The 13,092-nt window shown below is 44.0% G+C and carries 11 protein-coding genes; 7 read left to right on the top strand and 4 right to left on the bottom strand.

The window, feature by feature from the left end:
* Window positions 1-217: 217 nt before the first annotated feature.
* On the top strand, window positions 218-2,005 hold the full coding sequence (locus FM038_RS05160; RefSeq protein ID WP_142872268.1) for an aminopeptidase P family protein: 1,788 nt from the start codon (window positions 218-220) through the stop codon (window positions 2,003-2,005).
* A gap of 88 nt (window positions 2,006-2,093) precedes the next feature.
* Here the strand turns inward: FM038_RS05160 and FM038_RS05155 are convergent, their stop codons facing one another.
* Entirely contained in the window at window positions 2,094-3,377 is a 1,284-nt protein-coding gene (locus tag FM038_RS05155) for an EAL domain-containing response regulator (protein WP_142872267.1), read from the bottom strand.
* A gap of 492 nt (window positions 3,378-3,869) precedes the next feature.
* Between FM038_RS05155 and FM038_RS05150 the strand changes: the two genes are divergently transcribed.
* Together FM038_RS05150 and FM038_RS05145 are read left to right on the top strand one after the other, a co-directional pair.
* Window positions 3,870-5,177 carry a DEAD/DEAH box helicase gene (locus tag FM038_RS05150; RefSeq protein ID WP_142872266.1) on the top strand — a complete coding sequence of 436 codons (1,308 nt, stop codon included), beginning with the start codon at window positions 3,870-3,872 and terminating at the stop codon, window positions 5,175-5,177.
* 19 nt (window positions 5,178-5,196) lie between these two features.
* On the top strand, window positions 5,197-5,823 hold the full coding sequence (locus tag FM038_RS05145; protein WP_142872265.1) for a DUF2913 family protein: 627 nt from the start codon (window positions 5,197-5,199) through the stop codon (window positions 5,821-5,823).
* An 82-nt stretch (window positions 5,824-5,905) separates the two neighbouring features.
* Here FM038_RS05145 and FM038_RS05140 read toward each other — a convergent pair whose 3' ends face one another.
* Both FM038_RS05140 and FM038_RS05135 read right to left on the bottom strand, forming a co-directional pair.
* Window positions 5,906-7,708 (bottom strand): flotillin family protein, encoded by a 1,803-nt coding sequence (locus FM038_RS05140; protein ID WP_142872264.1) that lies wholly within the window; start codon window positions 7,706-7,708, stop codon window positions 5,906-5,908.
* A gap of 92 nt (window positions 7,709-7,800) precedes the next feature.
* A complete protein-coding gene (locus FM038_RS05135; RefSeq protein WP_142872263.1) occupies window positions 7,801-8,427 on the bottom strand; it encodes an OB-fold-containig protein in 627 nt (208 codons plus the stop codon).
* Between the two features lie 328 nt (window positions 8,428-8,755).
* On the opposite strand from FM038_RS05135, the gene FM038_RS05130 reads away from it, so the two are divergent.
* From FM038_RS05130 to FM038_RS05115, 4 genes are all read left to right on the top strand, one after another.
* On the top strand, window positions 8,756-10,246 hold the full coding sequence (locus tag FM038_RS05130; protein ID WP_142872262.1) for a carboxypeptidase M32: 1,491 nt from the start codon (window positions 8,756-8,758) through the stop codon (window positions 10,244-10,246).
* A gap of 41 nt (window positions 10,247-10,287) precedes the next feature.
* The gene (locus FM038_RS05125; RefSeq protein WP_142872261.1) at window positions 10,288-10,776 is read left to right on the top strand and encodes a GNAT family N-acetyltransferase; all 489 of its coding nucleotides are present in this window, start codon (window positions 10,288-10,290) and stop codon (window positions 10,774-10,776) included.
* A gap of 54 nt (window positions 10,777-10,830) precedes the next feature.
* The gene (locus FM038_RS05120) at window positions 10,831-11,085 is read left to right on the top strand and encodes a DUF2960 domain-containing protein (protein WP_142872260.1); all 255 of its coding nucleotides are present in this window, start codon (window positions 10,831-10,833) and stop codon (window positions 11,083-11,085) included.
* 99 nt (window positions 11,086-11,184) lie between these two features.
* The gene (locus FM038_RS05115; protein ID WP_142872936.1) at window positions 11,185-11,694 is read left to right on the top strand and encodes an RDD family protein; all 510 of its coding nucleotides are present in this window, start codon (window positions 11,185-11,187) and stop codon (window positions 11,692-11,694) included.
* A 136-nt stretch (window positions 11,695-11,830) separates the two neighbouring features.
* Here FM038_RS05115 and FM038_RS05110 read toward each other — a convergent pair.
* Window positions 11,831-13,002, bottom strand: a protein-coding gene (locus FM038_RS05110) for an IS3 family transposase (RefSeq protein WP_223293003.1) whose coding sequence is annotated in 2 segments (ribosomal slippage) — window positions 11,831-12,732 and window positions 12,732-13,002 — 1,173 coding nt in all. Because the reading frame shifts where the segments join, the coding sequence is not laid out codon by codon here.
* Window positions 13,003-13,092 lie beyond the last annotated feature (90 nt).

The raw sequence follows: 13,092 nt of genomic DNA, 5'->3' as shown, positions 1-13,092 counted from the left end.
TAATAATCTAATTGATTTAACAACAGTTGTAACAGATATTATGTTTCAAAGTTTACATCTCTTACCAATTTGGGAGTTTAACCAGCACTTTGACTTCCCACAACTCGCAGCAACTGCGATAATCGCTCGCTTATCCCCAAATAATCAATAAGAGTAATTCTGCTCAACTGCATACCATTTATATGGAAGCGTAGAGTCAGAAATCACCGGAGTATTTATGCCTCAATCTATTGCTGCTCGTCTCAGCGCCGTCCGCTCAGAGATGGCCAAAGCCAACCTCGATGCTTTTATCATCCCACGTGCCGATGAATACTTAGGCGAATATGTTCCTGCGCGAAATGAACGTATGGAATGGATCAGTCAATTCACAGGCTCGGCAGGCATGATCATCGTGCTCAAAGACAGTGCGGCAATTTTTGTTGATGGTCGTTACACGGTACAAGTTAAACTACAGGTTGATGGTGAGTTATTTCAGTACATGAGCCTAAGCGATACCCCACAAATCCAATGGCTAACAGAAACCTTAACGGCTAATGCACGAGTTGGTTACGATCCACGTCTACATCCATTAAGCTGGCAAAAAACAGCTGATAGCCAATTAACTCAGTCACGAATGTCTCTAGTGGCTGTAGATGAAAACCCCATCGATCTGCATTGGCAAGACAGACCGTTAATTTCAACCGCACCAGCTATTCTATTCGATGAGAAGCGAGCGGGTAAAACGAGCCAACTAAAACGTAAAGAGATAGGCGCCTTGGTGGCTAAAACAGGTGCCGATATGGCGCTTATAACCTCCTTGGATTCTTTTTGTTGGCTACTCAACATTCGTGGTAATGATGTCCCAAGATTACCCGTTATTCTCGGCGCAGCGCTCTTATCAAGCAATGGCGACATGACCCTCTTTACTGATATTGAAAAGCTGCCAGTGGGGATATCCGATCATGTCGGGTCTGGTGTCAATTTTAAAGCCGAGATAGCGCTTAAAGATGCACTGGGTGAACTTAGCGGAGTTAAACTACTGGCCGATCCAAACAGCAGTAATGCCTGGACACAGCTAACAGCGAAACAAGCAGGAGCCACATTAATCGCAGGCTTCGATCCAGTTTCACTGTCAAAAGCACAAAAGAATGACACTGAGTTAGATGGCATGCGTGCCTGTCATATACGCGATGGAGCCGCAGTGACTCGATTTTTATCTTGGTTAGATGCAGAAGTTGCAGCGAGCCGTTTTCATGATGAAGCAGTACTGGCCGACAAACTCGAGAGTTTCCGTCTTAAAGACAGCCTCTATCAAGAACCAAGTTTCGATACCATATCGGCTGTTGGCGCCAACGCCGCTATGTGTCACTACAATCACAACAATGGTATCCCTGCGACCATGACCAATAACAGCCTCTATCTGGTTGACTCTGGCGCACAATATCTCGACGGCACAACCGATGTCACCCGCACCATAGCGATAGGTGAAGTCACCCAGGAACATAAGAAGATGGTCACCTTAGTGCTTAAGGGGCATATCGCCTTAGATCAAGCCAGATTTCCACGTGGCACAACGGGACAACAGCTCGATGCTTTCGCTCGCCAGCACCTTTGGCAACATGGCTTCGATTATGATCACGGTACCGGTCATGGTGTAGGGCACTTCCTCAGCGTCCATGAGGGCCCTCAACGGATAGCTAAAAATAGTAACGACGTTGCGTTACTTCCTGGAATGGTTGTTTCTAATGAACCTGGTTACTATCGCGCAGATGAGTTTGGTATTCGTCTCGAAAACCTTATCGCAGTACGACCATGTCAAGCTTTGGCAAATGCCGAGCGTGAGATATTTGAGTTTGAAGCCCTTACCTTTATTCCTATGGATTCCCGTCTTATCGACAAGGATCTGTTAACCGATACCGAATTAAAATGGTTTAATGATTATCACCAGCAGGTTTACCAGACGTTATCTCCCTTGATGCAAGGTACAGAATTGGCTTGGCTCGAAAATGCCACCAAGGCCATCTAACTTAGGCTATTCGGTATAAACCAAAAAAGCAGGCTATAAATGCCTGCTTTTTCTTTAGTAAACTTTCAATTAATACCAATCGATATCACTAGATCGTATAATTTGATAACCGCTCTTGGGAGAATTCAGCCGAGATAACATTGTTTGGCTCAGAGCTGGTTTCAATGGCCGCCTCAGTGTTCGTCTGACCGACTTTCTTATGGGCTTTAAGCCAACGAATCAACTCTGAAAAAGGTTTAGGCCGGCAAATTAAATAACCTTGTAAACGTAAATTTTCAAATTTCTCCAGATAATTTAGATCCCTGAGATCTTCTACCCCTTCAGCGACTAACTTAATACCCAGCTTTCGGCTGATATCTTGCAAAGATTGCAAAATAGTCTGAGCTAATGGGTCATGATGGATCCCTCTGACAAAACTCATGTCTAATTTCAGCTCACTGATAGGTAAGCAGCAAAGCTGAGTCAGGTTAGTGTACCCCGTACCAAAGTCATCGATCGCTACACCAAAATCATTTAGCCTCAGCCGACTGATATTCGAATATTGGCTCTGCTCACTCAAGGCTTGATTCTCGGTGATCTCGATAGTGAGTTTAGCGGCGTCTATTTGGTTATCATCACAATACTTACGTAAGCGATTAGGCCAACTCATTTCAGTAAGCTGGCTTGGACTCAAGTTGATAGAAAGACTACTATCGAGATAAGCATCATCTTGGCAAATAATCTTCCACTGTGACATCGCTTTTTCAAGCAAGTTATCGGTCAATTCATCGATTAACTGATTTGATTCCGCTAGTTCAAGAAAACGTTCTGGAGAAAGCAGCTGCAATTGATTGCCTAGCTGAATACGGCATAAGACTTCAAATCCAACAACATTGCCAGTCACTGCATCCATCTGTGGTTGAAAATAAGGAATGACCCTATCGTTATTCAAGGCCTCGCGTAACTCATCGAGTGAGATAGGTGCAGGCTTCTTCACCAACTGCGGGTCCATCATAAATAATCGTTCGATGCACAACTTAAGTTGCTTAGTGGTAACTGGCTTCGTTAACGCCCCTAACAGACGCAACTTTGAATTAATCACGACCTGTGAGGCAGCTTCAATAATCCTGCTCTCCATCGCCGAAGCTATAATTACCCCTCCTCGATAACCTATGTCATTAAGCTGCATTAAGAGCTCAATGCCATCAATATTTGGCATATGTAGATCTACAACCACCACCTGATAATCTTGTGCATATCGAGTCAAAATTTTTACCGCTGATGCGCCATCAGTACAATATTCCACACGATTAACATTCAGCTGCATTAAGTGTTCGCTTAACACACGGCAGTATGCGAGAGAATCATCGATAACGAGTACATTAATAGACATATTGGTTCTCTAATAAAATAAAAGTGAACCAAGAAAGGTGACGAGAGAAAGCCTGACGACAGGCAAGAAGTATACGAATAGCGAATGAAGAAATCTCACTCAGAATAACGCTGATCTTCCTTGATAAATAACACAGATAAAGTCTCATATTGCCTCCATGCATAATACCAATCTCATTGAATACAAACTTAGATATAAACTTGTATTTAACAGGATGTGTATGAGTCCAATAAAGCCTAGACCACAGTTCCATACTGTCAAATGACGACGTTTAATCTCCACAATAATCATAAATAATCAGCCATTAGGACTAGTGTTAGCCAAGTATGATTCATTTCACTCCCTGTAAAATGATATGCTGTTAAAACCAGCGTGAACTTGCTATACTCCGCCGCCGCTAATTTATTAGCGGAAAGGCAATAAATGCCTAACGGATAGTGGACATACCTGCATCTAGCCAGGTAAATGAATTAGTTAAATAGAGGCCCCAAGATGAGATTTGAATCTTTTAGTTTTGCTCCTGAGATTTTGCGTGCGATCTCTGAATGCGGTTATCAAAAAATGACCCCCGTCCAACAAGAAGCTATTCCAGCCATTCGCCGTGGCCAAGATGTTTTAGCCAGCGCCCAGACCGGAACAGGTAAAACCGCGGCTTTCGCGTTACCTATTTTGCAAAAGATGTTCGATAACCCGGCTGAAACACAAAGATCTAATACGCGAGCACTTATCCTAACGCCCACACGCGAACTTGCCTCGCAGATCGCTGATAACATTAACGATTACAGTAAGTATATGGACGTCTCAGTACTGACTATCTACGGTGGTGTTAAGCTAGAAAGCCAAGCGCAGAAGATTAAACGCGGTGCAGATATTATCGTCGCTACCCCAGGTCGTCTGCTAGAGCATCTTCAAGCCTGTAACTTGAACCTCTCAAATGTTGATTTTATGGTGCTAGATGAAGCCGATCGTATGCTCGATATGGGCTTTATCAGCGATATCCAGAAAATCATGCAGGCCGTTAACAAGAATCGTCAAAATTTACTTTTCTCTGCCACCTTCTCAAGCGCAGTGAAAAAGCTTGCCAACGATATGTTAGTAAAGCCTAAGCTTATCGCCGTTGACAGCCAAAACAGTACTGCTGATACCGTCAGCCAAGTTGTCTACCCCGTTGAGCAACGCCGTAAGCGTGAACTATTATCAGAGCTTATTGGTAAGAAGAATTGGCAACAGGTTTTAGTCTTTACCGCCACACGCGACGCTGCTGATAAACTCGTTAAAGAACTTAACCTAGATGGCATTTCTGCATCTGTGGTTCATGGCGAGAAAGCACAAGGCAATCGCCGCCGTGCGCTACGTGAATTTAAAGAGGGTAAAGTTCGTGCCTTAGTCGCTACTGAAGTAGCAGCCCGTGGTCTGGACATTCAAAATCTTGAGTATGTGGTTAACTATGATCTACCTTTCCTGGCAGAAGATTACGTTCACCGTATCGGACGTACTGGACGTGCTGGTAAGTCAGGTGTGGCCATCTCATTAGTGAGCCGCGAAGAAGAACGCACGCTATATGATATCGAAAAGCTGATAGGAAAAAAAATCAGCCGTATCACAATCCCAGGTTATGAAGTCGGTAGTCGTGACATGCTGATCAAACAGCTTCAAAAACGTCGTAGCTTTGCTAAGAAACAGCAACGCGAAGACAATGTTGGTGCACAGATCGTGGGCGAAAGAAACATGCAAGGTCGCCGTGTTAAAGTAAAAAACACCTCAAACAGACCAGCAACTAAAATCAAGAAGATCCGCTAACTGATAAGGGAATAGATTTATGGCCACTTACAATCAGGCTATCATCGAATTTGCTCAAGCGGGTCTTGCAGCATTAGAAACACGCAGCCAAAGTAAAAATGTCGTCAAAACGGCAGATGCTGAAAGCCATTTCCTCTGCAATTGGATGGCACAAGCGTTAAAGGAGCGTCGTTTCTCTAAGCTGATCGCCAAAGAGCTGAGCAAGTGGGTTAGAGATGGAAGAAGCATGGGCGCAAATGCTCAGCTGGCTTCTCTATTGCAACGTATCAGCAGCCAATATCAGGCAGCAGAAGAAAACCAAGCTATTGGCGCGTCGCTCAATGCCATGTTGCTAGAACTAAATGACAATAACTGGTTAGTCATTGTAGACAGTGAAGTCACCACTAAGCTCAAACTCGACAGCAATGGTCAAAACAGCTTAGTCATCTCTGATGAGCAGTATGAAGGACACATTAAGGGTGATAATCTATCAAAATCAATCACTCTTTATGTTCGTAGTAATGAGCAAGAGTTAGCACAGATAGCCGCTAAACATGGTCTGTTACTCAGCCAAGGCGATAAGAAAGCCAGCCTGATCAAACACCATAAAGCGTATAAGCTATGCCCTAACAATCAGCAAGCAGAGATGGCCTTGCTGGTTAGCTAAAGCGAGAAAGCATTGAGTTATATAAAAAAGCACCTTTAAGGTGCTTTTTTATTAACTTTATACCGTATGACTTATTGGCTTATTACTGCTCTTGAAGCTCTTCACCTAAATGACTTTCCCCAAAGTGGCTATTACCATTTAGCTTACTCTTAGCACTGTCTGACTGGATTGCTGAAATTGCATTAGCTGTTAATGGACTCTTGCCAGTTAAGAGATCGTTTAAACTGCCCTTATCGGCATCTACCAGTCCTAGCTCTTGTAACATGGCATCGACCACAGGTGCGTTAGCACGATAATTTAATGCTGCATTAGTGACTTGCTCAGCAATGCCCGCCTGACCAGTTTGAGCCATAACAGCCCCATCTTGGGACATTCCATTGCCGCCAGCGCCGTAGCCCTGTAATATTTTAATACCTTCAATATTTTCTAAAGGCTTAACAGATTGTTTAACCACTTCAGGTAATGCAGCTAAAATCGCCATCGCACGTTGCAGCTCAATTTGCTCATCGCTTAGTACGTTTTCAGCTTCATGCAGCGCCTGCTTACCTGCAGCTTCTACCGCATACACCTTTTCATCAGCTTCAGCCTTTAGTTTCTTCGCATCCGCAGCAGCTCTCGCCTCGGTCAATATTGCACTGGACCTATCTTCAGCTGCACGCTTCTCGGCTTCAGCTTCAACCGTGACCCCCACCGCTTCTCTCTCAGCTTCTTTACGTGCATCGATAACTTCGATCTCCTTACGACGGTTAGCTTCTGCAACCTGACGCGTGGTGATCACCGCTTCCTCTTTCTCTACCTTAATCTTCTCCGCTTCAGCCGCTTTAGCTCTGGCTGCTGATTCTTCTTCCGATTTAACTGCGACGGCAATCTGCTTCTCCTGCTCAGCAACCTCTATGTCTCTTTGTTGCTGAATTCGAGACTGTTCAATCGCTTTACACTTCTCTATTTCACGGGTCTCAATATCTTTAGTCTTCTCAATCTCTGCAGTTTCTACTGCACGCTCTCTAGCAATTTCAGCCTCACGCTCTTCACGAGTCTTCTGCTCTTGCTTCTTCAGAATTTCAGCTTTTTGCTCCGCACGTTTAAATTCAAGCGCCTGCTGCTGGATCAGTCTAGCTTCCTCTTCCGACTGCTCAATCTCAAGAGATTCTTTCTCAGCTTCTAGGTTTCGCAGCTCGATCTTAATGCGGTTCTCTTGTTCAATATCGTTAGTTTCTTTGCGCTTTTCTTCGATAATCTTAGCAAGTCGAGCACGACCTTCGGCGTCGAAGGCATTATTTTCATTAAAATACTGCAGATCAGTCTGATCAAACCCAGTCAAAGACACAGACTCCAGCTCTAAGCCGTTCTTCTCCAAATCATTGGCGACATTGTTCTGTACACGCTGAACGAAGTCAGCTCTCTGCTCATGCATCTCTGTCATGCTCATCTCTGCTGCGACAGCGCGCAATACATCGACAAACTTTGACTCCATCAGCTTCTTCACTTCTTCGACTCGAGTCGTTCTAGAACCTAAGGTTTGAGCCGCCATCGAGATCCCATCAGCAGTAGGCGCAACACGCAGATAAAAATCGGCTTTCACATCAACACGCATTCTGTCTTTAGTGATTAGTGCATCTTTCTGCATCTTCTCAACTTCGATGCGAAGGGTATTCATATTGACGGAAATAGTTTCATGCAGCACAGGCAATACTATGGCTCCACCGTCTTTAACTATTTTTTCGCCACCAAATCCCGTACGAACAAAGGCTGTCTCTTTCGAGGCTCTGCGATATAGCTTGGCAAAAATGAGCCCGATAACCAACATACCGAGTAAGGCTGAACCTACAACTAGTAGCACAAAACTACCGCCAAAACCTGAGCCTATCTCTTGAATCTGATCCATTTTACTTCCCTTAAAATTACGACCGAAAGCGATCTTTATTACTACAATTTGTTATTATTTACGTCAATTAGCACATGCATTGAGCCAGATGATTAAGAGTCAAAACGGGCAGCAGACCACACAGTACCTTCTCGTTTAAGCAGTACAACCTGGGTGCCACTATTGAATTCGATACCGGCCGACTCAGGTTCAACCAGCACATAGTGCTTTTGGTGGTACTGATCTTGTACTAGGGCTTCACTTGGATTGCCTTTAATTGCACAACCTATGGTCACAGTTCCGACACTGCCAAGCAGACCGTCAATAGAGATAGCACTGGACTCATTCTTAGGTAATATTCTGGCAATTGCAGCACCAAGATAACGACAAGAAACTGCTGTAATGAAAAGAGCGATGGGCAAGGTTGCACTCTGGGGAAGTAACTCGCGGTTAAATATCAGCGACAAATAATTAGCCGTGTATCCGGCAACAGAGAAACTAATTAATACCAGTACGAACCAGATAAGTAAGGGTAACCGATTTAAGCAGAGCCATCCGGCAACACCCGTTAAGCCTGTGGCGCTGTCTGCATCAATATCGATGGGCGCCCAATCATCAAGCGCACCAACTAGGCTGTAACCGATACACAAGGAGAGTGCTTCAAATACGCCGAGCATGAGTACAAAGAAAAGAGAAAGAGTAAAAGGTAAATTAGCTTGGGTGAGCAGAAACTCCACCATAGTCGCCTCCATGTGTATTACAGCATCCATTTTATTGAAACTAAATGTGATGAGTGAACAGCCTTGTCCACAATACCAATTCATATATTCTATAAAATATAGCAAAGCCAATTCAATATGGAAACCTTATTAACATTAACAAACAGATCAAGCTTTCATTTATGGTTAAGCGGCATTGAAGATTGGAGCTTGTATTAACTCTAAAGGGAATAACCATTCATCAACAATGCGCCTTGAATTTAAAGCCCTGAGAAAGCTCTGAATTGATCATATGTTTAATGGAATTGGTATAAGATAGGATCAAAGATAAAACTGCTGACGAGATGTTATGACCCACTCAAAAAACACGCCGCATTATCATAGTTTAACCGAACACTTCCAGAAGATAGCTCACTTCGAGCATCTCAGCGCTTTAGGTGATTGGGATCAGGCCACTATGATGCCATTAGGTGGTAGCGAAAGCCGCGGTGCAGCTATGGCAGAACTGGCTCGTCATATCCATGAGTTAAAGACAGAACCCTTTATTGAAACCAGTATTGAGCAAGCGGAAGAAGAGTTACTCAACAGCCATCAGATCTCCAATCTCAGAGAGATCCGCTATCAGTTTATGCAAGCCAATGTGGTGCCTGCAGACTTAGTTCAAGCTAAGACACAACTAGCATACCGTTGCGAACACGCTTGGCGAGATCAGCGTAAAAACAATGATTGGCAAGGATTTAAGCCTAACCTAGAAGCCTTAATGAAACTCGTCAGAGAGGAAGCCTCGATCCGCGCACAGGCTCAAGACCTTTCACCCTACGATGCCTTACTGAATAAATTTGAACCAGGCATGACCACTGCCCGATTAGAACTGCTATTTGGCGATCTAAAATCTTGGTTACCCGGCTTGATAGAAACAGTACAAGGCCAGCAAAAAAATGTTCAGCCAATAGCCTTGGCTAAGTATTCGGCCCACACTCAAGAAGCGTTAGGGCGCGATGTGATGAAGTATCTCGGCTTCGATTTTAATCAAGGTCGTTTAGATGTCAGTAGTCATCCTTTTTGTGGTGGTGTTCCTGGAGATATTCGTTTAACCACACGATACGATGAAGCTGACTTTACCAGCGGTTTAATGGGGATAGTCCATGAAACTGGCCATGCCAGATATGAGCAAGGCTTACCAAAAGAGTGGCGCGGACAACCCGCCGGTGGCCATCGATCTATGGCGATACATGAAAGCCAGAGCCTATTTTGTGAGATGCAACTGGGCCGAGGTAAAGGGTTTCTGACTCAAATCCAACCTAAATTACAGCAGCATTTAGGCAGTCAGCTTAGTATCGAAGATTTAAGCCAAATCTACACCCGAGTCAAACCAGGTCTCATCAGAGTCGATGCCGACGAAGTGACTTACCCTTGCCATATACTCTTGCGCTTCGAAGCCGAGAAGGGTCTAGTTGACGGTAGCCTTAGCGTCGCCGATCTCCCCGACTTTTGGACACAGCAGATGCAATCTTTACTCGGTATCGATATCCAAGATGATTACCGTAACGGCTGCATGCAAGATATACACTGGGCGGTAGGTGAATTAGGCTACTTTCCTAGTTACACCTTAGGTGCCATGTATGCTGCTCAGTTCAGATATTCCATGGAAGCCAGTCTTGGTTCGGTCGATGATCTGCTGGCTCAAGGTAAGATTGAGCTGGTATTTGACTGGCTAGATAAGAATATCTGGTCTCAAGGCAGCCTATTAACGACCGATGAACTGGTTAAGCATGCTACCGGCGAAACATTAAACCCTAAATTCTTTAGGCGTCATCTAGAGCAAAGATATCTGAAATAACGTATCATACGGCCACGAAATAGCGCAGCTAGGACGAAGTTATGCAACTGAGAAGTATCACAGATAATGATTGGACAGCCATCCTATTGATTCAAGAGGAATGCTATCCTGAAATCGAACCTGAATCTTTGCAGACCTTACAAAGCAAATGGCAGGTCTCTTCTATGAGCTGCTTCGTCATAGAGGCCGATAATCAGGTTGTCGGCTATTGTTTAGCTCATCCGTGGCAACTAGGTAGCCCTCCTTCACTGGAGCAAGTGATAACCAAAGTGGAGCAAGCCGACACTTTATATCTGCATGATATTGCGTTATCGGCCAAGGCTCAGGGCAAAGGGGCTGGACAAGCTGCACTTGAAAAGCTTATTGGGCTCGCACAACAATTTATGTACCAAACGCTCTCATTAGTTGCCGTTCAAGGCGCCAGTAGCTACTGGGAAAAGCAAGGTTTTGTTGAAAAAGTCATCGACAAAAACTTACAGAGCTACACAGCAGATGCATGCTACATGGTGCTCGATATCCAGACAGATTAGCATTTACTTTAATTAACACATCACATATTAGATAAAGAATCAGTAGAGAAAATTATGGCAGTACGAGTCACCTATACATATAAGAAGCAAGCGAAAGAGATCAATTTTGCTTATGATAAACATCACGATATTCATGAGGCGATTGCCGCCGCAGAAGGCGTCGATCTGACCAGCTACCATATGATGGAGCAACAAGTAGCGATGACTTCGAAAGGCTCTGCAGCTGTCAGAGACTTTAGAGATAAAGAATTTGCTCGTATGGGATTTCGTGACATCTATTACATTAAAGATGATCCTAAGAACAAGTAACCGAGTGCCACCTTTATCGTCGACTGTACAGTCTATATCAATCGATATCAGTGAACATTATCTCAATGCTAGAGAGCCCCTAAAATGACTGAAAGCTCAATGCCAAACAGCGAACATGCTAACTTTCCTCGTGCCGGATTCTTTCGTCGCTGTGGTGCCATTGTTTATGATCTGTTACTCGCTGTTGCTGTCTATATGATTGCTGGTGCGATTGGATTTGGCATTTTCACCGCACTCACCTCCTCGGGCATGGTGGAGATGGGAAATTATGAACACGTATCCGATCTTCTCAATGGTAATTCCTTGTATAAGGGGATCTACCAATTCTGGATTGCGCTGTGTGTCGGTCTGTTTTATATCTCTTTCTGGAGCTATGGTGGTCAGACTCTCGGCATGAGAGCCTGGAAGTTGAAAATTCAACATCCCAATGGTCAGAGTCTCAGCATGATAACCGCTGGCGCCAGACTCGTTTGGTCTCTACTAGGGATTGGCAACCTGTGGATATTGATCAATGGCGATAAGCTCGCACTGCAAGATATGATGACCCGCTCAGAAGTTGTTGTACTCTCAAAAGAAGCCAACCAGATGCGCAACTGGCGCGGCGTTTAATTCAGTCTCGAGCTTTTTAACAGCAAAGAAAGTCACAAGGTGCGAGCTAAAACGAGAAAGTTAGCTCGTAGCTCGCAACTTCTAGCTCGAAACCCTTCCTCTTTTTGATATGACCCCAGTAAAGTGGACACAGGGTTTAAATTCTTGATTCAAATACTATGGGACTCACTCCATTTAGAGTCCCATGTCTTCTCACCATATTATAATAATCATCGATATAAAATCGACACTGTGTTGTCATTTCTTTTCTGCTTAGCTCTTCTAAGTTAGAGAACCATTCTTTCTTTAACTGAGCAAAAAAGCTTTCTGAGCAAGCATTATCCCAGCAATTCCCCTTTCTCGACATACTCACTGTGACCTTACGCTTCGTTAGCCACTTAAGTACTTCAAAGCTTCTGTATTGAGCCCCCTGGTCAGAGTGAAACATCAGCTCACTCCCATTTGGCCTTCGTTCTACCCAAGCTTGTTTGAGTGACTTCATCACCAGTTCGCTCGAATTTATGTAGCTCGTTGCCCAGCCCACCACTTTACGTGAGTACAAATCGATGATGACACATAGATACTGCCAGCCCTCTTTGCACCTAATTTGTGTAATATCTGATACCCAAACAGTATTAGGTTTAGCTACTTCAAACTCTCTGTTTAAGTAATTCGGCGCTCTTGTTTCAATCAACCTAGGCTTCACTACACCGAACTTCCTTTTACATGCTTTAGACCTGTAATCAAACACCTGTAACAAGCTTTGTACTCGCTTTTTATTACAATCGAAACCATTAGCTACAGCATCCAGCCATAACTTCCTATAACCCGCTATGCTCCTGTGCTCAGCTATCTTTTCTTTGAGAAAGTCAGACAGTACTTCGTTATCTTTATCGCGTTGAGAAGGCTTACGAACAAGCCAGCTGTAATAGCCTGAGCGAGATACACCAAAAATATCACAGAGCAATTTTATCGTTCTTCGAGTTGAGCAATAACCTTGGATAAACTGAAACTTTATCCCTGGTGTTTGTCGAAGAACTCCTTCGCCTTTTTTAAGATATCGTTCTCCAACTCTGCACGCTCTAATCGTTTTTTTAGCCCACGGTTTTCACGTTCAAGTTCAGCTAGCCCCTTATTAGGACCGACATTTTTAATAGGTTTAGAAGTGTGTTTCTTCGACGTCAATTGAGCTCTCCATTTACTGAGCAAAGCGGGATGGATACCTAATTTACCAGCTAAAGCCTTTACTGTATCGGGAGAGTTTAAGGATTGTTGAACAGCAGCCAATTTGAAGGCTGCTGTGTGGGTCTTACGAGTTAATATTTTCATGGCACCTTATCGCTTATATAAGGTGTCCACTTTTAGGGGGTCATATCATTTGCACATCTAGGAACTAGGAACTAACCCCTAGAAACTAGG

The organism is Shewanella eurypsychrophilus, assembly GCF_007004545.3.
GTDB classification, from domain to species: Bacteria; Pseudomonadota; Gammaproteobacteria; order Enterobacterales; family Shewanellaceae; genus Shewanella; species Shewanella eurypsychrophilus.
Note: the sequence above shows the minus strand (reverse complement) of the source record. Positions and strands in the feature narration are given on the sequence as shown.